The organism is Pseudomonas fluorescens (assembly GCF_902497775.2).
GTDB lineage: Bacteria > Pseudomonadota > Gammaproteobacteria > Pseudomonadales > Pseudomonadaceae > Aquipseudomonas > Aquipseudomonas putida_F.
In genome coordinates, this window is the sequence record NZ_OZ024668.1 from 1,584,503 (window position 1) to 1,606,036 (window position 21,534).

19 protein-coding genes and 1 pseudogene are annotated in these 21,534 nt (G+C 62.3%); 13 read left to right on the forward strand and 7 right to left on the reverse strand.

What is annotated here, in order from left to right; genetic code table 11:
- Window positions 1–93 precede the first annotated feature (93 nt).
- The 4 genes from F8N82_RS07310 to F8N82_RS07325 all read left to right on the forward strand — a co-directional run bounded on the left by F8N82_RS07310 (window position 94) and on the right by F8N82_RS07325 (window position 2,435).
- Entirely contained in the window at window positions 94–321 is a 228-nt protein-coding gene (locus tag F8N82_RS07310) for a hypothetical protein (protein ID WP_038994590.1), read from the forward strand.
- Window positions 322–402: 81 nt separating this feature from the next.
- The gene (locus F8N82_RS07315) at window positions 403–693 is read left to right on the forward strand and encodes a DUF3077 domain-containing protein (RefSeq protein ID WP_038994591.1); all 291 of its coding nucleotides are present in this window, start codon (window positions 403–405) and stop codon (window positions 691–693) included.
- 37 nt (window positions 694–730) lie between these two features.
- A complete protein-coding gene (locus F8N82_RS07320) occupies window positions 731–1,648 on the forward strand; it encodes a hypothetical protein (protein WP_224793776.1) in 918 nt (305 codons plus the stop codon).
- 73 nt (window positions 1,649–1,721) lie between these two features.
- Complete coding sequence (locus tag F8N82_RS07325; RefSeq protein ID WP_224793775.1) at window positions 1,722–2,435, forward strand: hypothetical protein; 714 nt, start codon at window positions 1,722–1,724, stop codon at window positions 2,433–2,435.
- Between the two features lie 72 nt (window positions 2,436–2,507).
- Here F8N82_RS07325 and F8N82_RS07330 read toward each other — a convergent pair whose 3' ends face one another.
- A complete protein-coding gene (locus tag F8N82_RS07330) occupies window positions 2,508–3,851 on the reverse strand; it encodes a hypothetical protein (RefSeq protein ID WP_052251419.1) in 1,344 nt (447 codons plus the stop codon).
- Window positions 3,852–3,962: 111 nt separating this feature from the next.
- On the opposite strand from F8N82_RS07330, the gene F8N82_RS07335 reads away from it, so the two are divergent.
- Both F8N82_RS07335 and F8N82_RS07340 read left to right on the forward strand, forming a co-directional pair.
- Complete coding sequence (locus F8N82_RS07335; RefSeq protein ID WP_038994594.1) at window positions 3,963–5,222, forward strand: phospholipase D-like domain-containing protein; 1,260 nt, start codon at window positions 3,963–3,965, stop codon at window positions 5,220–5,222.
- Window positions 5,223–5,354: 132 nt separating this feature from the next.
- Complete coding sequence (locus F8N82_RS07340; protein ID WP_038994595.1) at window positions 5,355–5,984, forward strand: hypothetical protein; 630 nt, start codon at window positions 5,355–5,357, stop codon at window positions 5,982–5,984.
- Between the two features lie 59 nt (window positions 5,985–6,043).
- Here the strand turns inward: F8N82_RS07340 and F8N82_RS07345 are convergent, their stop codons facing one another.
- Both F8N82_RS07345 and F8N82_RS07350 read right to left on the reverse strand, forming a co-directional pair.
- Complete coding sequence (locus tag F8N82_RS07345; protein WP_038994596.1) at window positions 6,044–7,381, reverse strand: ferredoxin reductase family protein; 1,338 nt, start codon at window positions 7,379–7,381, stop codon at window positions 6,044–6,046.
- 164 nt (window positions 7,382–7,545) lie between these two features.
- Window positions 7,546–8,481: a cyclase family protein gene (locus tag F8N82_RS07350; RefSeq protein WP_038994597.1), complete on the reverse strand. Its 936-nt coding sequence runs from the start codon at window positions 8,479–8,481 to the stop codon at window positions 7,546–7,548.
- Window positions 8,482–8,675: 194 nt separating this feature from the next.
- Here F8N82_RS07350 and F8N82_RS07355 point away from each other — a divergent pair, with 194 nt between their 5' ends.
- Complete coding sequence (locus F8N82_RS07355) at window positions 8,676–8,978, forward strand: hypothetical protein (RefSeq protein WP_371857228.1); 303 nt, start codon at window positions 8,676–8,678, stop codon at window positions 8,976–8,978.
- Window positions 8,979–9,050: 72 nt separating this feature from the next.
- On the opposite strand, the gene F8N82_RS27555 is transcribed toward F8N82_RS07355, so the two are convergent.
- From F8N82_RS27555 to F8N82_RS07365, 3 genes and pseudogenes are all read right to left on the reverse strand, one after another.
- Window positions 9,051–9,806: a methyl-accepting chemotaxis protein gene (locus tag F8N82_RS27555; RefSeq protein WP_414602489.1), complete on the reverse strand. Its 756-nt coding sequence runs from the start codon at window positions 9,804–9,806 to the stop codon at window positions 9,051–9,053.
- 102 nt (window positions 9,807–9,908) lie between these two features.
- Window positions 9,909–11,177, reverse strand: a pseudogene (locus tag F8N82_RS27560) (HAMP domain-containing protein); the annotation flags it as partial.
- Between the two features lie 220 nt (window positions 11,178–11,397).
- Window positions 11,398–12,816, reverse strand: a complete 1,419-nt coding sequence (locus tag F8N82_RS07365) for a PLP-dependent aminotransferase family protein (RefSeq protein WP_038994599.1) — start codon at window positions 12,814–12,816, stop codon at window positions 11,398–11,400.
- Window positions 12,817–13,261: 445 nt separating this feature from the next.
- Here F8N82_RS07365 and F8N82_RS07370 point away from each other — a divergent pair, with 445 nt between their 5' ends.
- Window positions 13,262–14,680, forward strand: a complete 1,419-nt coding sequence (locus F8N82_RS07370; RefSeq protein WP_038994600.1) for an amino acid permease — start codon at window positions 13,262–13,264, stop codon at window positions 14,678–14,680.
- Window positions 14,681–14,709: 29 nt separating this feature from the next.
- On the opposite strand, the gene F8N82_RS07375 is transcribed toward F8N82_RS07370, so the two are convergent.
- Window positions 14,710–15,603 (reverse strand): LysR family transcriptional regulator, encoded by an 894-nt coding sequence (locus F8N82_RS07375; RefSeq protein WP_095161841.1) that lies wholly within the window; start codon window positions 15,601–15,603, stop codon window positions 14,710–14,712.
- A gap of 96 nt (window positions 15,604–15,699) precedes the next feature.
- Here F8N82_RS07375 and F8N82_RS07380 point away from each other — a divergent pair, with 96 nt between their 5' ends.
- From F8N82_RS07380 to F8N82_RS07400, 5 genes are read left to right on the forward strand one after another with little or no spacing between them, the layout of a single operon-like run.
- Window positions 15,700–16,938 carry a 3-hydroxyacyl-CoA dehydrogenase family protein gene (locus F8N82_RS07380; RefSeq protein WP_038994602.1) on the forward strand — a complete coding sequence of 413 codons (1,239 nt, stop codon included), beginning with the start codon at window positions 15,700–15,702 and terminating at the stop codon, window positions 16,936–16,938.
- Window positions 16,935–18,698, forward strand: a complete 1,764-nt coding sequence (locus F8N82_RS07385) for an acyl-CoA dehydrogenase C-terminal domain-containing protein (RefSeq protein ID WP_038994603.1) — start codon at window positions 16,935–16,937, stop codon at window positions 18,696–18,698. Before F8N82_RS07380 ends, F8N82_RS07385 begins: the two co-directional genes overlap by 4 nt.
- A 39-nt stretch (window positions 18,699–18,737) precedes the next feature.
- On the forward strand, window positions 18,738–19,901 hold the full coding sequence (locus tag F8N82_RS07390; RefSeq protein ID WP_038994604.1) for an iron-containing alcohol dehydrogenase: 1,164 nt from the start codon (window positions 18,738–18,740) through the stop codon (window positions 19,899–19,901).
- Entirely contained in the window at window positions 19,901–20,329 is a 429-nt protein-coding gene (locus F8N82_RS07395; RefSeq protein ID WP_038994605.1) for an acyl-CoA thioesterase, read from the forward strand. Before F8N82_RS07390 ends, F8N82_RS07395 begins: the two co-directional genes overlap by 1 nt.
- A gap of 15 nt (window positions 20,330–20,344) precedes the next feature.
- Window positions 20,345–21,529: an acetyl-CoA C-acyltransferase gene (locus tag F8N82_RS07400; protein ID WP_038994606.1), complete on the forward strand. Its 1,185-nt coding sequence runs from the start codon at window positions 20,345–20,347 to the stop codon at window positions 21,527–21,529.
- The last annotated feature ends 5 nt before the right edge of the window (window positions 21,530–21,534 follow it).

A 21,534-nucleotide genomic window follows, 5' to 3' on the forward strand; every position in this document is an offset into this window, starting at 1 on the left:
CTTCGTTTACCGGTCTGTCAACCCGCGTACAGCTGCCACCTCTTTGTTTGACAGCTTGGGTGTGGCGGCTCCATCTAAACGGAGCAATACCTGATGCTAAAAATCGTCCCCGACCCACCGCACCACCCCAACCAATCCTTCGAAGACCTCCTGGTCCAGACCTCCGAATACTTGGTCCGCGCCCTGACCATCGCCCGACAAACCGTCCTGCTCCATCCCAATGCTCCCGACCAGGTCCTCACCTTGGCAACCATGCATGAAATCGAGCATGCCCGTGCTCTGGTCGAAGTGGCCTTGAGCAAGGTGCAGTCACGCCACTGAGTTGCCAATACGCAGACGCCCGCGTTGCTGAGGAAGCCGCTCGGCAATGCGGGCTGGCGAGTTCAGCAGGAGGACCTGTCAATGGATGAGGATTTGAATGCAGCCAACACCTATAAGACCGCTGGCATCGCGGCCTTCGGTGAAGGCGAAAGCGGGCATTCCACACAAAGGCTGTTCCGCGTCGAGCCCGGCCACAGTGCGGGGTTCGCTCTGGAGCAGTCGTCGCTGCTGATGGGCTGCGTACACCAGTTGACCCTGCAAGCCGGCATCGAGTACGACCCCAAGCTGGTCTGGGCGGCACATTACCTCAGCGGCATGGCCAAAGCCCTGGTGGAGGATGTGGCTCACGCCATGCTGGACCGGCCGCAATGACGCGCTGATTGGTGGCAATCAAGGTGTGCTTGCATAGATGGCTATCAATTCGCCATTATCGCGGGAACGCCTTGATTTCCAAGCCATTGTGAAAGGACCTCTCATGCCAAGTGCCAACCAGACCATCGCCGACGCGGTGGCCAACGCCCAGTCCATTCTTGCCCAATGGGTTCCCTCAGAGGGCATAAGCGCCGAGCAGGCGCTGGATGAGTTGTTGGGGGTGCTGGACAGCCGTACGTTGCTGGCCGCGCAGCGGGTGCAGGCGGGGCCGTATCACAAGGGGGTCGATCCGCAGTTGTTGGATCAGCGCTCGAAGGTGACCTTCGATCTGCTTTACAAGTACGGCGTGCTGGTTGACCCGCAGTCGTTGAGCGATGAGGTGGTCGAGCGTCTGTATCCACGCGTCAATTACCCGCGACTGGCCTACGGCGCCACCTTGCGCGACTGGAGCGATGCGGTGTTGGGGGAGGGCGAGCAGGTGCGCTTCTTTCTGCCGCAGTCGCCCAAGCGCAACACCCATTTGGCCACGGTGCAATACCTAAGCGGTGAGGCTAAAAGCTTTATCGGCGAGTTGGTGCGGGCGGTTGAGATTGAGGGGGAACCCGGTTCCGGCGCAGCTACTACAGAGGTAATGGCTGACGTAGAGGATGAAGACTTCGCACCAGAATTTTCGGCCGAAGCACAGCCAGCATTTGCGCTCGCCGAAGAGGCCGACGCGATTACTGCGGGTGGGCAGCGTGGGCTCAATACCTTGCATTCACTGATAGAAGTGGGTGAAGAAGATGCGCGCTGGTCGCCAGCCGTGGTGGAGTGCATCGGCAAGCTGCTGGACAAGCATAACGGTGATGAGGAGATGGACACCCTGGAGGCGATGATCCAACTGGTGGACCGCTTGGATCCGATGGTGCGCAAGGCGCGCGAGGTGCTGGACAAGGCTCGGGCTGAGTCGGCGTGAGTGTGGGTGGGGTTTCAGGACATAACTATCGAGGCTGTCGCCAGCCTGCAAATTTGCGCAAGGAATGGGTGCAATGATCAAGAAGTCAGTAACCGAACTCCAGTTCGTTAACAGCAGGTCGCCGTTGCCTACCGTCGAAGTCGATTCGCAAAGCATGGAGGATGCTGGTTTCAGCATTACCCGCACAGTACTCGAGGTGCTTTCTCGATTGGCCGCGGAAGATGCCTCTCTGCGGGCCACACTTTATTTGTTTGGAACGGTCAGTGTTAGTTTCCGCGAACCTTGCTGGTCTGAGTTTTTGTTGGTGGCAGGCCCAGAGAAGGTACTGTCGGCCGTCGGTGCAAGCTTTGAGCGTCTGCCAGGGGTGAGATCGCGTTTCAGCGATTACGTGCAGTCGTCGCAAGCAGCTCGCACCTTCCATGTCGAAGATGGCCGGGTGTGGGAAAAGGAGGATGGCAGTACCTGGTATTCCCATAGCCAGCAGGAAGCTGCTGTGAGCGAGATCGTTGCTGACGAAGAGGAAGTAGAGCAAGAGGATTTCGAGGAGGAAGAGGACTGGGACGCCGAGGATCCAGAGGAGCAGGGTGCGGACGCGGTTGTGGTCAGCAGTAAAAAGGCTGCGCGCTATCGTGCGGCTCGCTCGGATGCCAAGGTGAGCAGTATTCGGCTGCGCATCGAGGAAGTCTTCGGGCTGCCTGCGGGATCTGTGGCGCTGTGTGGGCCGGATGGCCGTCCGTTGCGTGGAAACGCGTTCATCAAAACATTGCGTAAGCGTTGGGAGGACTGACGAACGCAAATTCGTGATGAAGGGGCGGGTGACCGAGCAATCAGTGATCGGTCACCCTCGCATATCGTTAACTCAGTCCTGCGCCGCGTCTTCAAGCAAACGCAGCACCAGCGGCTCGATATCCAGGGTGCCTTTATCGGTAGCGTCCAGCAACTCCAGGTTCAACACCCAGTGCTTTTTCCCACGGCTGACTAGCTGAATCACCCCAAGATCCTCAAGGATCGCAGCCAGTCGGCTCGACTCCGGCACCCGCTGTTGCCGGTTGATGGCCTGGTAGTACGCGGTGCCGATGCCTTCTTCGCTGGTGCCGGCCGGCACGCCGTCGGCACTGTTGGCCAGGGGGAATTGCCCGCGGCCGAACTGTCGCCACAGGTAGTTGAGGGTGTCGTTGACCACGTGCAGCGGGTAGCGGGTGATGCTCTTGCCCTGGGTTTCGAAGCCCTGGTCGGTCAAACGATAGAGAAAGGCCTTGCGCTGGGTGGGCGTCCAGCCTTCGGTCCAGCCGACTGTTGGTACGATCATCGCACTCTGGCTGGCAGCCTTTGGCAGCGAATTCGTCGCCGTACCGCCGCCCAGGTCATAGCCGATCATGAACAATGCCGCTTCCAGGCGCCGCAACGGGTTGCTGCCTGTACCGTCGTCCTGGTTGAAGCCGCTGTGCTTTGCATGGTCATGGGCGAGTACCGCCGCCAGTATCTGGCTGGCGCGGATGTTCCACTGCGCGTGCAGCGTACCGCCCTGCAACGGCGGGAACTGCAAGTCGCCCTGGGACGGATCGCGCTGTTTGGATATGCCCTTGTTCGGCCTGGCCGACGCCCAGGGGAAGGCCAGCTCGGGCGGGACTTGGGTAACTTCAGGCTCGACCTGCTTGCAGAACTTCACCACCGCCCAACCCAGCGCGGCAGCAACGCGGCTGTCGTAGATCACCAGCTGTTTGCAGATCAGCGAGTAGACCTTGGTCATGCCGGCATTGAAGCGCAGCTTGGGGTCAAGCAACAGTGCATGGTGCAGATCACCGCTGTCGATTGCGTCGCGGGTGTCGATCAGCAGGTTGGCCAAGCCATCGGCATTGTTGGTCAGCCAACTGACGTTACCGTTCTGTACGCCACCCCAGATCATCACATCAATGGCCGCGCGGCTGGCGGCAAGGTCTTCAGGTGCGGGTGCCAGGGCGCGTTGTAGTTGCTGCTCAAGCGCTGTCAGTGCACGGGTGTTGCTGGTGATGTCGTTGCCCTTGTCGATGTCCAGGTGCGCAATCGCCGGGTGCGGCCAGTCGTACGTTTCATAGGCGTTGAACAGGCTGCTGCAGTGCCAGGGCTCGCCACTCATGCGGTTCTGGTAGCCGTGGGCGAGGGTGGCGTTGTCCAGGTTGGCGCTCATCCATGCAATGAAGGCGTCGAGCAGGGGCTGGGCCATGGCGGTTTCCTTGTAGGCGGTTTGGGCGTGCTGGGGGCGGAATTTTGGGCTAATCGTTCGGTAGTGGCAATGTAGTATTATTGGCAAAGGTTCGAACAAGGATGCCGACGATTGAAGTTCACTAGCAATATCGTGCCGCTGATAAAAGAGCAGCTGCAAAACGACAAGGTTGATCTGAAGATTTTCTCGCCGTACCTGACCGGTTCGGCAGCGCTGGATATTGCCCAACTGGGTAAAAGTGCCAAGGTTTATACGCTGGTCAATGTGCAGGTGCTTGCCTCTGGCGCCTCCAGTTACAGTGCCATCAAAGCCCTGCTGAAGAAAAAGATCCCGGTTTACTACCTGCCCAATCTTCACGCGAAGATGGTCGTTGCCAAAGACCGCTTTGTGACCTTGGGCAGCCAGAATTATACCGAGCGGGGTGCGAGTGCGAATTTTGAAACCAACGTTCGCGTTCGTGGGGTCAGCAAGGGCGTTCAGGCGCTGGTGGCGAAGATGGAGCGTCAGGCCACCTTGCTGACACCGGGCTTTCTGGAGTCGGTTAACAATGCTGCGCAGGCGCTGGCTGGCAAATATGATGCGTTGCGTGAGCAGGCCGATGAACTGGACCGCAACTTGATTGCTGCCGAAAAATCGCGCGCCAGCGCTCAGCGCGGTGAGCGGGCAATCGATGCCGAGGTTCGCTCGGCGTTGGCCAAGCGGCCGCAGTCCAATCCCAGAAAGTGCACCATCGTTTCTCGCTACGATGAAAAAAACGCCAAGCTTCAACATTCGTTAAAAGGCGAAGAGCTGTTGAGCTGGTCCGTCGGCAAGGCCCCCCACGAGCTCAAACCTCAGCACCGCTATTTGTGTATATCCGGTGCCGGCAAGCTCGGCTGGGTCAGGGTGAACAGAACAGTGTACTCGTTCATCGAAAACCAGATCGATATGGAAAGGGGCGAGATCAGAGGCCAGGTGCACTGGGAGGTTGGCGTTGATGCAACCGAGCAGGCGTGCAAGGCGAGGAGGGGCGGGTACAACTTGCGTGTGGCGGTTGCTGACCAACAGGGTAATGAACTGTGCCATGTGTTCATGCGCTACAACACCGAAGACCTTGATATCGATCCTGCCGTTTTGCTCAGGAGCACAGACACGCCCAAAGCGCCGATTGCCGAGCGCCGCAAGGCGGTCGAATGGATCAACGCCAATACCGAGAGCTTCAAGGAGGATATCAAGCGGATTATCACTACACCGTTCAAGTTCCAGGAAAAACTGACTGGCGATCGGGCAGACAAGTTCTTTGGCGGTGATGGAACTTCGCATATGCTCTGCCTGGTCGAGCTGAGCTCAAATGTGGCGTTACGGGTAATTGAAGCGGTATTTGACGCCTGAGCAGTACCTAGATCATTGCCTCGATCAGGGATTCACTAGGCGCGGTTTTAAGCGTTGCCGGAGATCCGGCGCAATCGCTTCAGTCCTGTGTCTGGCAAACGCTAAAATCGCCCCACCCACAAAGGTTCACGGATGAATCACCAAGAACAAATCAACGCCTGCCTGCGCCGCAATTTCCCGCTCCTGACCTTGAGCTGGTTGCTGGCAGTTGCCTCCCTCATGAGCCTGATGCTGGTGTTCAACGGTCAGGGTTATCGACGGATCTATGCAAGGTTCGTTGAGATCAGCAAGGCGCCCCGCGCCAAGCGCTTGCCCGGTGAGCCTGTGGATGTGCTGCGGTATCCGGGGATGGCGGCGTTCTTGAAGCGTTATGTGGGCCGCTCCTGCGCCGCATTTTTCTTGACCATGGCCTCTATTGCGCTGGCAGCGGTGCAGGTGGAGTACGCCTACTTTGCCGAGCATCCCGCGAGCATGGAGTCTGTGGTGATTGTGCTTTTGATCGCAGCGGTTGTGTCTAGCGTTGGCATTGGCCTGATCGCCAACGGTTTTGCCTGGGGGGTATGGTGTCTCGTCGCGGTTGCGGTGACGAGTCTGCTCATGGCCATCGCCCGTGTTGCAGCAGGAATCCATCCGTTTTTTACCGCGACGTCGATTGCGCTGCCGTTGGTGGCGCTGGTTTTGCTGAACAGTCATCACCATCGGCAGTTTTGTAAGCGCTTTGCGGTGGTGCGGCGGTTGCGGTTGCGTAAGGCTGGTAGGTGATTTGATGGCCTCATCGCGTGGCAAGCCCGCTCCTACCGGGGCGGTGTGCGATTTGTGGTCTAGCGCATCTGGAACAGTTCCTGGTGGAAGTCTTTTGGTTTCAGCCCATGGGCGACCAGGTCGTCACGCAGGGCCTGGCCAAAGTCCGCAGGCCCGCAGTACCAGAAGCTCGCCTGCTGCCAGTCGGCAATTTCCTTGCGCAGGCGTTCGCCACTGAGCCGGCTATCCTGGCCAGACACACAGAGGTGCAAGCGCACGCCTGCAGCGGCCGCGTCGGCGCGCAAGTTGTCGATGGCGTCGGCTGCATACACGCCGCACGGATGGAACAGGTCGATACTGTGTTGCCGGTCCGGCTCCAGCGCCAGTTGCTTGAGCCGGGCCACGAAGGGCGTGATGCCAATGCCGGCACCGATCCAGACCTGCCGCGGCTTTTGGTCTTCGAAGGTGAAGCAGCCGTAAGGGCCTTCCACCGTCACCCGGTCGCCTTCTTTCAAGCGCGTTGGCAATTGGCGGGTGTGATCGCCCAGGCCTTTGGTGATAAAGCGCAGTTGCGCCGCTTGCGGGTCCCAGGCCGAGGCGATGGTGTACGGGTGCGCCCCCTCCGACTCGGATGAGGTCACAAAAGCGAACTGGCCGGCCTGGTGCCCGGGCCAGCCCGCTTGCAGGCCGATATGAGTTTCCAGCAGGTTCGCCTCCGGGTAGTGGATCAGGGTCTGGATGTGGCCCTGGACCTTGCGCTGCTGGCCGATGCGCTTGAACAGTGCCTGGAGCGCCGCCAGCGTGCCGCCGATCAGCAGCAGGGCGGTGACGATGCCGATAGGTTGCAGCCAGTACTCGAACTTGAGCAGCACCACGGTGTGGAACACCAGCACCAGGTAGAGTGCCGCCAGCACAGTGTGGGTCTTGGCGAACCAGTGGTACGGGAAGCGCTTGACCAGGGCCAGGATGATCAGCACGCCGATGGCGTAGAACGCCCATTCCCCCAGGGTTTCGGCCAGGCCGCGCTGGCTGCGCAGCGCCTGCTCGATTGCGCCCAGCTCTGGCGCCGCGCCGCCGCCCTTGGCCGGCTTGACCAGCCAGCCCCAGCCGACCGCCCACTTGGTGCCCTTGGCCCAGACCCAGTGCACGCTGCCGAACACCAGGGCGCCGATGCCGAGCCATTTGTGCAGCCGGTACATCTTGTCGAGCCCGCCCAGCAGCGGTTCCGGGCGGCGCGGGCGCACGGCCAGCAGCATCGCCACACTCATGGCGGCAATGGCGATGACGCCGGTGTACTGCACCAGCACCGACCGTAGCGAGAAATAGGTCAGTGGGGTCGGCACAAAGGTATCTGCCAGTGCCCATAGCAGGGTTAAGCCGATGAACAACGTCCACAACACTATCTTGATGCGCTTCAACTCTACTCTCCACCGTGAATGGTGCAGACATTGTCGACATTAAGTGGGCAATTGCGGACATCTCTTAACTGGTTAACTAGTTAAATATTGATATGGATCAATCAGTTAGCGAATAAAGTGAAATTTTTCGCTGGACTTTGCTGTGAACGTTACTCATTACGCCTTTAGCGGATCGCCACCGGGTTGATATTCACCTGGGTCGAGCCTTTGTACAGCGGCTGGCCCAGCACAAACAGAAACTCCCAAGCCTTGTCGCGCACCAGCGCGCGGGTGTCGATCAGTTCGAGGTTGTAGATGCCGCGCTTGGCCAGCATGAATTGGTTGACCGGGAACTCTTCGCCCGACGGGTTCGGGTACACCTCCGAAGCCCAGGTATCACCGCCAAAGGCGACGATGCCCTGGTCGGCCAGCCACTGCGCGGCGGGCATGTCGATGCCGGGTTCGGTGGCGAGGAACTGCGGGTGGTCCTTGCCGATCAGCTCCAGCCAGCCGGTGTTGAACAGCACCACATCGCCCTTGCGCAGGGTGATGTTCTGTTGCTTCAGCACCGCTTTGACGTCTTCCACGGTGAACACCGTGCCGCCGGGGACGATGGCTTTGCCGTAGTGGGCGGTCATGTCCAGCACCACGCCGCGGGTGACCATGGGCGGGACTTTTTCGATGCCGAGCTTGGTGACGCCTTCGACGGTGACGAAGTCGGCGGCCTTGTTGCCGTTGTAGTAGACGTTGTCGATGCCGATATGGCCGATGCCGTTGAGCTGGGTGCCGACGCCGGTCCAGCCGTTGACCAGTTCATCGTTGAAGGTGAATTTGTTTTTGCCCAGGGTCTGCCCGGCCTGTTCACCTGGCTGGATGTTGTAGAGGTGGAAGCTGCGGTGGCGGAAGGCCGGGAGGTCTTTGCTGACCGGTACGCCGAGGGCGTAGGTCTTGCCGGTGGTGACCAGGCCGATGGCGTTTTTGACCCGTTCAGGGGTAAGCAGGTTGGCGGCGCCGATTTCGTCGTTGGCGCCGTAGGGGGAGGGGTGCCAGTCGGCGGCCAGGGTGGTGTGGCTGGTGATGGCCAGGGTTGTGGCGAGGAGCAGGGGTTTGAAGTGTTTCATGAGTCGGTCCTGTGCAAGTGAGGGGGCCGATTCTGGGGAAGGTGGGGTGGGGGAAAAAGCAGGGCTACGGACAATCAGTTTTGCGCTGGGGGCACGGATGGGTGGGTTTTGCTGTGCTACGGCAAGGCTGATAGCATTCGGCCATATTCTAGGGAGGGAATGCTGTGGCGCGTTGTTCTTATGGGCGGGTAGGGTTGGCCTTGGTACTGGTGTTGGCCGCGTCCACGGCGCTGGCGGCCAACACGCCTTGTTCCGGGCGCAAGGGTGGGATTGCCGGGTGTGATGGCGATCTGTTTTTGTGTAATGACGGGTCGATCAGTGCTTCTAAGAAAAGTTGCTCGGCGACCATGGGTGGCAGGGCGGCTCGGCCCGCGTTGCAGCCGTTGCGCGGGGCGAGTGAGGGCTGTGGTTGTGGGACCGGAAGCTTCTGCACTGGGCCGCGGGGTGGGGTGTATTGCCTGACGCCCAGTGGCAAGAAGAGTTATCGGCGGCGGTGAGATCGTGCATTGGCTGCTGGCCTCATCGCGGGTCAAGTCGAGTCGTCGCACCGCCGCTCCCACAGGAGAGCGCTACACCCTGAACATCTGCATCAACCCCTGCTGATGATTGGCCAGCCGGTTCAGCGCCTGGCTGATCTGCGCCGATTCTTCTGCTTGCCCCGACAACGATTCGGTCACATCCCGAATCCCCGCTACGTTGCGGTTCACTTCTTCCGCTATCGCGCTTTGCTCCTCAGCCGCCGAGGCGATCTGCAGGTTCATGTCGGTGATCACTGTCACCGCTTCGCCAATACGCTGCAACGCCGGTAGCGCCTGTTCGGCCTGGACGACGCTGTCCTGGGCCTGGCGGTGGCTGCTGTGCATGGCGTCGACCACTTCGCGGGTGCCTTGTTGCAGGCCTTCGATCACCACGCGGATTTCATCCACCGAGTCCTGGGTGCGTTTGGCCAGGTTGCGCACTTCATCGGCCACCACGGCAAAGCCGCGACCGGCTTCACCGGCGCGGGCGGCTTCGATGGCGGCGTTGAGGGCCAGCAGGTTGGTCTGCTCGGCGATGGCGCGGATCACTTCCAGTACCGAGCCGATCTGTTCGCTGCGGCTGGCCAGGTGCTGGACTTCTTCCATGCCGGCCGTCATTTCATTGGCCAGCCGCTCGATGGCCTGGGTGGTGTTGCGGATCATGCTCAGGCCTTCGCGGCTGGCCAGGTCCGCGCCGCGTGCCGCTTCGGCAGCTTGCGCGGCGTTGCGGGCGACGTCCTGGGCGGTGGCGCTCATTTCCTGGGAGGCGGTGGCCACCTGGTCGACTTCGCGGTATTGCTGCTGCATGCCGGCGCTGGTCTGGCTGGCAATCGCCGCCGATTGGTCGGCAGTGCTGCGCGCATCCTGCACCGAGGCTTTGACGTCGGCAATCACCGGTTGCAGCTTGTCGAGGAAGCGGTTGAACCAGTGGGTCAGCTCGCCGAGTTCGTCCTTGTTGGCGTAGTCCAGGCGCCGGGTCAGGTCACCTTCGCCGCTGGCGATGTCCTTGAGCATCGCCGCCACGCTCAAAATCGGCCGGGTCACGCCACGGGCGGTCAACCAGATCACCACCAGGCCCAGCACGGCCGCCGCCAGTGCCATCAGCAGGCTGCTGAGGTTGGCCCTGCTGTTGTGCGCATCCAGGCGCGCATTGAGTTCGATGGCCGGAGCCTGCAGCACCTGCTCCGGCACTTCCAGCAACACGCTCCACGGCTGCGCGCCGGGGACTGGGGCGAACGACTGGCTGACCTGCAGCAAGCCGTTATCACTGAACTGCGCCGCCTTGCCTGCACGTATCTGCGCGGCCAGGGCGCTGGCATGCTGGCCGAACACCTGCTCGAATTTCTTGCTCAGTTGCGCGGCATCGCGGCTATGCCCGGCGAGCAAGCCGGCGGGGCTGACAATGCTGACCTGGCCGTTGCCGTCGAACAGTTCCTTGCGCCCGTCCAGGCTCAGTTGCTGCAGGTTGTCGAGGCTGATGTCCAGGCCCATGACGCCGACGATCTTGCCGTCCTGCTTGAGCGGGAAGGCGATGCTGGTCATCAGCGGTGTACGGTCGCCGACGCTGTCGAAGTACGGATCGACGACACAGGCCTCGCCGGTTTCCAGCGGGCAGGTAAGCCAGCGGTTGTAGGCCGAGCCGTTGGCCGACAGGCTGGTGTCGGCGAGCATCGACTCGGGCATGGCTTCAGACTCCAGCTCGCCGGGCTTGGGCTGCGACCAGTACAGTGAGAAACGTCCGCTTTCGTTGCTGCCGACTGCGGCTTGATCGCTGAAGGCGCTGTCCTTGCCGTCCAGGGCATTGGGCAGGAACACCAGGTACAGGCCGAGCAGGTCGGGGTTTTTACCCAGGGCCTTGCGCGCCTGTTCGGTCAGGTCCTGGCGCAGGTTGTCGTTGCCCTGGGCCTTCAAGAACATCACCAGTTGCGCGACGCCATCGCCATACAAATACGCATCGCGAAAGTAGCGCTGGATGTTCGCCGCCTGCAGTTGGGCCGAGGTGTGCAGGCGCAGCCGTGCGTTGTGGTCGAGCATCTGCGTGTTGGCAGTGTTGACCAGGGCGGCGCTGCGGCTCGACTGCATCAGCGTAGCCGCCATCAGCACCACCACGATGGCCAGCAGGCACAGGCCGGCGAGCAAAGTGATCTTCCATTGAATCAGCAGGCGGCGCAGCAGCATGGTGGCGTCCTTGTTTTGTCTGTGAAAATAAGAAGAGTGACAGAAGCGTGTCAATTAAATTTTCACGAAGTGTTTCAGGTTTATGTCGAGCTTTTACGGGGTTTCTGGTCTGGATGGCTCTAGTTTGCTGGTTTCGGCGAAATTCGCCTGTTTATAAAAACAGACGGACTTAAGGCTATTTTTGTAGATCGCCGATTTTTATCGATAACATCCGCCGCACCTATTGCCGCCGCCCATGCTTGACCAGCAGCTTTTCCAGCTTCACCCACAACGCCGCGTCGGTACTGAATGCGACGTTGAAGCGCATCCACCCGGTCGCTTGTGAATCGACCATGAACAACTGCCCGGGGCCGAGCATGATGCCTTGCTCCAGGGCGTCATCGACCAGCGCCGCGCTGTCGGCGATGGCCGGGTGGCGGGTCCACAGGTACATGCCTTCGTCGCCTTCGATAAAGCGCTCGAAACCCAGCCGGGTGAGCTGTTCGCTGACCTGCTGCTGAGCCTCGGCCAGGCGCTGGCGCAGACGTTTGAGGTGCTTGCGCCAACGGCCATCAGTGATGGCGGCGTACACCACCCGTTCCATCACCTGCGAGGTGGTCAGGCCCGAGCGCATTTTCAATTGCAGCAGCTTTTGCATCAATTCGGGATTGGCCAGCATGAAGCCGACCCGCACGTTCGGCGAGATGCTTTTCGAGTAGCTGCCGACGTACACCACCTGCTGCAGGTGATCAAGGCTGGTCAGGCACGGCAGCGGTTCGCTGATCATGTCGGCGTAGAGGTTGTTCTCCACCAGGCGAAAGCCGTGGCGCGCGGCCAGTTGCAGCAGGCGGTGCAGTTGCGCCAGCGGCGTGCGCGAGGCGGTCGGGCTGTGCAGGTGCGGCTGGGTGAAGAACACCGTCGGACGATGGTGTTCGAGCAGCCGTTCGAGGTGGTCGAGGTCGTAGCCGTTGGGCGTGCGCGGTACGCCCAAAAGGGTTGCGCCCTGAAAGCGCAGGATGCTCATCAGGTTGGGGTAGCCGGGATCGTCCACCAGCACCACGTCACCGGGGCGCACCAGGGTGCGCACGGCCAGGTCCAGGGCCTGGCTGGCGCCGTGGGTGAGCATCAGCTGGTTGGGGTTGGCGACGATGCGCAGGTCTTGCTGCAGGTTCTGCGCGGTGAGGGTGCGCAGCTCCAGCAGGCCCATGGGGTCGCCATAGCCGCTCAGTTCCAGCACGCTGCTGGCAACCTGGCGCATGCCCCGGCGCAGGCCGTCTTCGAACATCCAGTCGTTGGGCAGCCAGCCACAGCCTGGTTTGAACTCAAGCTGGCGGCTTTCGAAGATTTGCTGCAGGTACCACTCGGAGTTGAATTCCGGCTTGCCCGGCGCCGGTTCCTTGACCTGACTTTCGATCAGCTCCACGGCCGAACGGTTGACGAAGAACCCGGCATTGCCGCGGCTGACCAGCAAACCCTGGGCGACCAGGCGGTCGTAGGCCTCGACCACGGTGAAGGTACTGACCGAGTAGGTGGCGGCAAAAGCCCGGATCGAAGGGACCTTGGCGCCGGGTTTGAGGGTCTGGTTCTCGATCAACTCCCGCAGCCCGTTGATGATCTGGTTGACCAGCGGGGGCGATGCGTCGGGTCGTAATTCAAGCATGGGGAAGCTGTGCCTTCAGGTGTGCGTAACGCCGGGCGCCTGCAGGAAATCAGGGTGTACTGCATCGGCGGCCTGTACAGTGCAGTGGATTTTTCATCGCGCTGTGCATGGCTCTATGTGTCGGACATTTTTACATTAGGGGTCTGTTATCGCTAGCTAAAGCACGTTGAAGCAGTATGAATAATCACAATGACACAGATGCTTTTACCCTTGGGCGCCGCCCAACCGCTCCTTGCGCACAGATGGCACTGACCCGCCATCGCGCCATTGCACCGTTCAATCCGACCAGAGGTAATCCGCTGGCCCCGTGAGCAGCCTCGCCGACCCATGACCTGGGCCGGGCGATTTCGGCTGCCCGCACGTTTACCGATTCGAATGGGTGAGACCGCTGTCACAGGCGGTCTCTCGAGTTTCCTTGCATAAAAAGAACACGAGGTAGCTACTGATGGACGCAACATCCACATCCACTTCCACAGCGAAGGTGGAGCACGAGAGCAAGCTCAGCGCTTCGCTCAAGTCTCGCCACCTGACCATGATGTCGATCGCCGGGGTTATCGGCGGCGCATTGTTCGTCGGCTCCGGCAGTGTGATTCACAGCGCCGGCCCCGCGGCCATTCTGGCCTACCTGGCCGGCGGCATCCTGGTGGTGCTGATCATGCGCATGCTCGGTGAAATGGCGACCTCATCGCCCGACACCGGCTCGTTCTCGACCTACGCCGAACGTGCCATCGGCCGTTGGGCGGGCTTCACCATCGGCTGGTTGTACTGGTGGTTCTGGGTGATTTTGATGGCCTGGGAAGCCTACGTCGCCGGCAAGATCCTGCACGGCTGGTTCCCCTCGATCAGCGTCAACGTGTTCGTGCTGGCCACCACCCTGGTGCTGATCAGCGTCAACTTCTTCAACGTCAAACACTACGGCGAGTTCGAGTTCTGGTTCGCCTTGATAAAGGTGGTGGCGATTATCTGTTTCCTTGTGGTCTGCGGGTTGGCGGTGGTCAACCTCTGGCCCAGCGGTGAAGTCCACGGCTTGAGCAACCTCACTGCGCAAGGCTTCATGCCCAACGGCATGGAGGCGGTGGTGGTGGCCATGCTCGGGGTGATGTTCGCCTTCCTCGGCGCCGAAATCGTCACCATTGCTGCCGCCGAGTCGAAGAACCCGTCGGAGCAGATCGTCAAGGCGACCAACTCGGTGGTCTGGCGGGTGTGCCTGTTCTATGTCGGTTCGATCTTCCTGATCGTCGCCCTGGTGCCGTGGAACGACCCGCTGATGGGCACCTCGGGCTACGGCTCGTACCGTCGTACCCTGGAGCTGCTGGGCATTCCCGGTGCCGAATTGGTGATGAACTTCGTGGTGTTGACCTCGGTGAGCAGCTGCCTGATCTCGGCGCATTACACCGCCTCGCGCATGCTCTTCTCGCTGTCGACCCGTGGTGATGCGCCGTCGTTCTTCAAGATCACCCGTGCCGGTACTGGCGTGCCGGTGTTCTCGATCATCGGTTCGTGCTCGGTGGCGGTGTTCGTTGCCCTGATCAACTTCAGCGAAACCCTGCGCCCGAAAGACGTGCTCGACGTGCTGATGAACACCACCGGCATGATTGCCTTGCTGGTGTACCTGGTGATCGCCTTCTCGCAACTGAAGATGCGCCGCAAGCTGGAAGCCGAAGGCAAGCCGATCCGCCTGAAGATGTGGCTGTTCCCGTGGCTGACCTACCTGGTGATCGTGTTCATCATCGGCTGCCTGGTGACCATGGCCTTTGTACCGGACTACCAGGTGCTGGTGTTCTCCACCGGTGCGGCGGCGATTGTCGTGGCCCTGATGGGCGCGGTATTGCACGTGCGGGCGGCGAAAAAAGCGTTGTCCTGAAGCGCCCGACTTGCCCCGCGATGAGGCCTTCAAGTAACCCGCAAAATCTCCCCCACCAGCCAGCCCAGCGCCCGGTCCTGACCGCGCTGGGCCAGGTGCACCAGCTCAAGCTCGAACGCCTCCAACGCAAACGGCAAGTCATGCAACTGCAACGGCAGCAGCGTGGCGAAGTGGCGTGCCAGTTGCGTCGGCAGCACCACGCACAAATCCGACGCCGCCACCAGGTGCGCCGCCTGCAGGTAGTTGGGCGTGGTGTAGACGATCTGCCGCGCCAACCCTTGCTCCCCGAGCCATTGATCGACCATGCCGCGCGTCTGCCCGCCATGCACCCAGAGGTGGCGCAGGCGCAAAAAGGTGTCCAGATCCAGCGTGCCGCTCACCTGCGGGTGATCCTTGCGCAGGGCAATCTGCAGGGTCTCGCTGCGCCAGTGATGGCGGGCAAAACGCGCCGGAATTTCATCAAAACGCCCCAGCACCAGGTCCAGCTGGCCCCGGTCCAGCGCGTCCACCGGCAGGCTCGGCGCCAACGGGGCGATGTCCAGGCGCAGGTTCGGCGCGCTGTCTTGCAAGCGGCGCAGCAGGCCCGGCATGCACAGCTGCTCGACGAAATCGGTCATGGCCACGCGAAAGGTCTGCCGGCTCAGATGCGGGTCGAAGCTCTCACCGACATTGAGCGTCTGCTCGATCTGCTGCAACGCCGAGCGAATCGGGCCTTCCAGGGCCAGGGCCTTGGGCGTTGGTTGCATGCGCCGGCCGACGCGCACCAGCAACGGGTCGTCGAGCAGCTCGCGCAGGCGCGCCAGGGCGTTGCTCACCGTCGGCTGGCTGAGTGCCAGGCGCTCGGCGGCGCGCGAGACGTTCTGCTCGCGCAGCAGCACGTCAAGGATGCGCAGCAGGTTGAGGTCGAAGGTGTTTATATTCATTTCGCAAATATCACGCATATGAAAATGAAATTTCTCAAATAGTAGGCAGCTGCTTAGGGTGTCGGCAATCCTTCTTTTCGATCTGGGAGTGCCGGTGTGAGCAATGCATACGATGTGCAGCAGGCTGCGGTGGTAGGGGCGGGAACCATGGGCCGGGGGATTGTCATCAGCCTGGCCAGTGCCGGCATCCCGGTGTTGTGGCTCGATGCCAGCCCGCAGATGGTCACTGCTGGCCTGAAGATGGCCGCCGATACCTGGGCCCATCAGGTAGTCAAGGGCCGCATCAGCGAGGCGCAGGCCGAGCACAACCTCTCGCGCATTCAGGCGGTGGACGACTACGCAGCGCTGGCCGATGTCGACCTGGTGATCGAGGCGGTTTACGAAAACCTCGAACTCAAGCAGGAAATCTTCCGCACCCTGGACCGCACCCTCAAGCCCGGCGCGATCCTCGCCAGCAACACCTCGGCGCTGGATATCGACGCCATTGCCGCCGTCACCCAGCGCCCGCAGCAAGTGCTGGGCCTGCACTTCTTCAGCCCCGCGCACATCATGAAACTGCTGGAAATCGTCCGCGGTCAGCAGACCTCAGCCGCCGTGCTTGAGCAGGCGAAAACGCTTGGCCAGCGCCTGGGCAAGATCGCCGTGGTGGCTGGCAACTGCCGGGGCTTTATCGGCAACCGCATGCTCAGGACCTACGCTGACGAAGCGCGCAAGATGCTCCTTGAAGGCGCGCTGCCCCAGCAGGTCGACGGCGCCCTGCAGGCCTTCGGTTTTGCCATGGGCCCGTTTCGCATGTACGACGTGGTCGGTGTCGATCTCGAATGGCGCGCACGCCAGCTGGCCGGGCAGGGCATGGACAGCCCGCTGGTGCAGGTCGACAACGCTTTGTGCGAGCTCGGCCGCTTCGGCCAGAAGGCCGGCCGTGGTTATTACCAGTACGCTGAAGGCAGCCGCGAAGCCGAGCACGACCCTGAGGTCGATGCCCTGATCGAGCGTGTTTCTACCGGCCTGGGCTTTCGCCGCCGGCTGATCAGCGACCCGGAAATCGTCGAGCGCAGTCTGCTGGCTCTGGTCAATGAAGGGGCGAAGATCCTTGAGCAGAACATCGCCGCCAACAGCCACGACATCGATCTGGTCTACCTCAATGGCTACGGCTTCCCGGCCGCCGTCGGCGGGCCGATGCACTGGGCCGACGGCCAGGGCCTGGCCTCGATCCAGGAGCGTCTGGAGCGCTTGCAGCGCATGCTGGGTGAGCATTGGCGGCCAGCGCCGCTGATTGCTCGCTTGCGCGCCGCGGGCAAGGGCTTTGCCGCTGTGCAGGAGGGCCGGGTATGAGCTATCAGGCACCGCTGCGCGATATGCGTTTTGTGCTGCACGAGTTGTTCGATGTCAGTGGCCATTGCCAGCAACTGGGCAATGGCCTGGACCGCGAGACCATCGATGGCGTGCTCGAAGAGGGCGCACGCTTTGCCGCCGAAGTGGTGGCGCCGCTCAACCGCAACAGCGACGAGCAGGGCTGCCGTTTGCAAGACGGCCAGGTGACCACGCCCGATGGCTTTCGTCAGGCTTACCAGCTCTACGTAGAGCAGGGCTGGGCGAGCATGACCGGGCCGCTGGCGTTCGGCGGCCAGGGTTTGCCGCAAATGGTTTCGGCCAGTTTTCACGAGATGCTGATGGCCGCGTCGCTGTCGTTTCGCATCTACTCAGGGCTCACCGAAGGCACCGTGCTGGCGCTGGATCGCCATGGCAGCGCCGAGCTCAAGCAGCGCTACCTGGCGCACCTGGTCAGTGGCCAATGGACCGGCACCATGTGCCTCACCGAACCCCAGGCCGGCACAGACCTGGCCTTGCTGCGCACCCGCGCCATGCCCCAGTCCGACGGCAGCTACCAGCTCAGTGGCAGCAAGATTTTCATCAGCGGCGGCGAGCAGGACCTGAGCGCCAACATCATCCACCTGGTGCTGGCGCGTTTGCCCGATGCACCGCCCGGGGTCAAGGGCATCAGCCTGTTCCTGGTGCCCAAGGTGCGGGTGAACGCCGACGGCACCCTCGGCGCGCGCAATGCCCTGAGCTGCGGCGCGCTGGAACACAAGATGGGCATCAAGGGCGCCTCCACCTGTGTGATGAACTTCGACGGCGCCACCGGTTGGCTGGTGGGCCAGGCCAACCAGGGCCTGGCCTGCATGTTCACCATGATGAACGATGCGCGCTTTCAGGTTGGCCTGCAGGGCCTGGGCATCGCCGAGGCGGCGTTCCAGGGTGGCCTGGCCTATGCCTGCGAGCGCTTGCAGTCGCGCGCCATCAGCGGCCCGGTGGCGCCAAACAAGCCCGCCGACCCGATCATCGTCCACCCCGATGTGCGGCGCATGCTGCTGACCCAGAAGACCCTCAGCGAAGGCTGCCGGATGCTCGCCGCCTACACCGCGCGCCAGCTCGATCTTGAACACGATTGCAGCGAGGCCAAGCGTCGCGCCGCCTTGCTGATTCCGATCGTCAAAGCCTTCTTCACCGACTGCGGCCAGGAGGTCGCCAGCCTTGGCGTGCAGCTGTACGGCGGCCATGGTTTTATCCGCGAGTGGGGCATGGAGCAACTGATGCGCGACAGCCGCATCACCCAGCTGTACGAGGGCACCAACGGCATCCAGGCCCTGGACCTGATTCGCCGCAAGCTGCTCGGCGATGGCGGCAGCGAGCTCAATGCACTGATCGATGAGTTGGCAACGCAGGTGGCCCAGGCTTCGCAGCAGCCGCAGATGGCCGAGCGGGTAGGGCAGTGCCTGCAGCAGTGGCGGGCGCTGGGCGAGTCGGTGCTGCAAGCCTGCCGCCACGACCCGGAAGAGATCGGCGCAGTGTCAGTGGATTTTCTCGCCTACTCGGCCTATGTGTTGTTGGCGGCCTTGTGGCTGCAAGCCGCAGAACGAGCCAGCGCGGCCCTGGCGGCCGGCAGCAGCGAGGCGGCGTTCTACCAGGCCAAGCTGCTGGCGGCGGACTTTTACCTGCGCAGAGTTTTGCCCCGTGCCGGCGCCCATCGCGAGGCCTTGCTGGCTGGCGCAGGCTGCCTGATGAGCCTGCCCGAGACCGATTTCGCCTTCTGATTTACCTGCGGACATCACAACAACAACGAGGGACGCCGCATGCAGTCATTCAGTTTTGCCACTACCGCGCAGATCCTCTGCGAAGCCGGCGCTGCCTTGCGCCTGGCTAGCCTGTGCCGCGAACGCGGGGCGCGGGCGGTGCTGATTGTCACCGATCCGGGCATTGCCCGCCTGGGTTTGCTCGAGCCATTGCTGCCGGGTTTCGCGGCGCAGGGCCTGGCGGTGCAAGTGTTCGACCAGGTGCTGGCCGACCCGCCGCAAGCCTGTGTGCTGGAGGTGGTGCTACAGGCGCGGGCGATGCAGGCCGACCTGATCGTCGGCTTTGGCGGCGGCAGTTCCATGGACGTGGCCAAGCTGGTGGCGCTGCTGGCGCACCCTGAATGTCAGCAGATGCTCAGCGATATCTATGGCATCGACCAGGCCCGTGGCCGGCGCTTGCCGTTGATTCAGGTGCCGACCACGGCAGGCACCGGCTCGGAAGTGACGCCGATTGCCATCGTCACCACCGGCGAGCACAGCAAGATGGGCGTGGTCTCCAACCTGTTGCTGCCAGACCTGGCCCTGCTCGACGCCGACCTGACCCTCGGCCTGCCGCCTGCGGTGACTGCCGCCACTGGCATCGACGCCATGGTCCACGCCATCGAGGCCTACACCAGCAAGCTCAAGCGCAATCCGCTGTCCAACCTGCTGGCCCGCGAGGCGTTGAAGTTGCTGGCGGGCAATCTTGACCAGGCGGTGCACAACGCCAGCAACCGCGAGGCGCGCCAGGCCATGCTGCTGGGTGCTTGCCTGGCCGGTCAGGCGTTTGCCAACGCGCCGGTGGCGGCGGTGCATGCGCTGGCCTATCCGCTGGGTGGGCATTTTCACATCCCGCACGGGCTGTCCAATGCCCTGGTGCTGCCCCATGTGCTGCGCTTCAACGCTGAAGCGGCGGCGCCCTTGTATGCCGAGCTGGCGCCGCTGCTGCTGGGTGAGCGCTTGCGCGCCGGCGATGTGCACAGCCTCACGGCACAGTTGATCGATGAGCTGGCTGAACTGAGCCCGCGCTGCGGCCTGCCGACGCGTTTGCGCGATGCCGGCGTGCCCGAAAATAGCCTCGAACAGCTGGCCCGCGATGCCATGCAACAGCAACGCCTGCTGGTCAACAACCCGCGCGAGGTCAGCCAAGCCGATGCCCTGGCGATCTACCGGGAGGCGTTTTGATGGAGCAACCAGGGCGCGAAGCCTTTCACCACTTCCAGCCGATCAGCACGCGCTGGCACGACAACGACATCTATGGCCACGTCAACAACGTCGTCTACTACAGCTTCTTCGACAGCGCGGTGAACAGCTACCTGATCGAGCAGGGCGGGCTGGATATCCACCAGGGTGAGGTGATCGCCTTCGTGGTCAATTCCAGCTGCGACTACTTCGCCGCGATTGCCTTTCCCGAATGCATCGAGGTGGGCCTTGCGGTAAGCAAGCTGGGCACCAGCTCGGTGCACTACCGCCTGGGCATCTTCAAGGCCGGGCAGCAACAGGCCTGCGCGGCGGGACGCTTTGTTCACGTGTTCGTCGAGCGCGCCAGCAACCGCCCGGTGTCGATCCCTGAACCCCTGCGGGCGGCCTTGAGCCGTTTGCGTTGTGACTGACTGGAGTACATCACCATGCAAGACGCCGTAATTGTCTCAACTGCCCGCACGCCAATCGCCAAGGCCTTTCGCGGCGCTTTCAACGACTTCAAGTCGCCGTCGATGAGCGCCGTGGCCATTCGCGCGGCGGTCGAACGCGCCGCGATTGAACCGGGCGAAATCGACGACCTGGTGATGGGCACCGCCATGCAAAGCGGCACTGCCTCGACCAACCTGGCGCGCCTGTCGGCGCTGGCGGCGGGCTTGCCGTTGTCGGTCAGCGGCCAGACCATCGACCGCCAGTGCGCCTCGGGGCTGATGGCAATTTCGATTGCCGCCAAGCAGATCATGGTCGATGGCATGCAGGTGGCTATCGGCGCCGGCCAGGAGCAGATCAGCCTGGTGCAGAGCGCCCATATGCAGGCCGCGGCGGTCGAGCAGGATGCCAACGTCGTGCGCATGGCCGAGCATGCCTACATGCCGATGCTGCTCACCGCCGAGATCGTCGCCAAGCGCTACGGTATCAGTCGCGAGGCCCAGGACGCCTATAGCCTGCAATCCCAGCAGCGCACTGCGGCGGCTCAGGCGGCGGGGCTGTTTGCCGATGAGATAGTGCCGGTCAGTGTGCGCAAGAAGGTGATCGACAAGCTGACTGGGGCGGTCAGCTATCAGGATGTGCACCTGACCCAGGATGAAGGCAATCGCCCGCACACTACGTTAGCTGACCTGCAAAACCTGGCCCCGGTGCGCGAAGGCGGCTGCATCACCGCCGGCAACGCCAGCCAGCTGTCTGACGGCGCCAGTGCCAGCGTGCTGATGAGCGGGGCGCTGGCGGCACGTAGCGGCGTCAGGCCGTTGGGCCTTTATCGCGGCATCGCCGTGGCCGGCCTGGCCCCCGAAGAGATGGGTATCGGCCCGGTGCTGGCGATCCCCAAGCTGCTGCGTCAGCACGGTTTGTGCGTGGACGATATCGGCCTGTGGGAAATCAACGAGGCCTTTGCCTGCCAGGTGCTGTATTGCGCGCAGACCCTGGGCATCGACCCTGCGCGGCTCAACGTCAATGGCGGCGCCATCGCCATCGGCCACCCCTACGGCATGAGCGGTGCGCGCATGGTCGGCCATGCCTTGCTCGAAGGTCGGCGCCGTGGCGTGAAGTATGTGGTGGTGAGCATGTGCGTCGGCGGCGGCATGGGCGCCGCCGGGTTGTTTGAAGTGCTCTGAGGCCT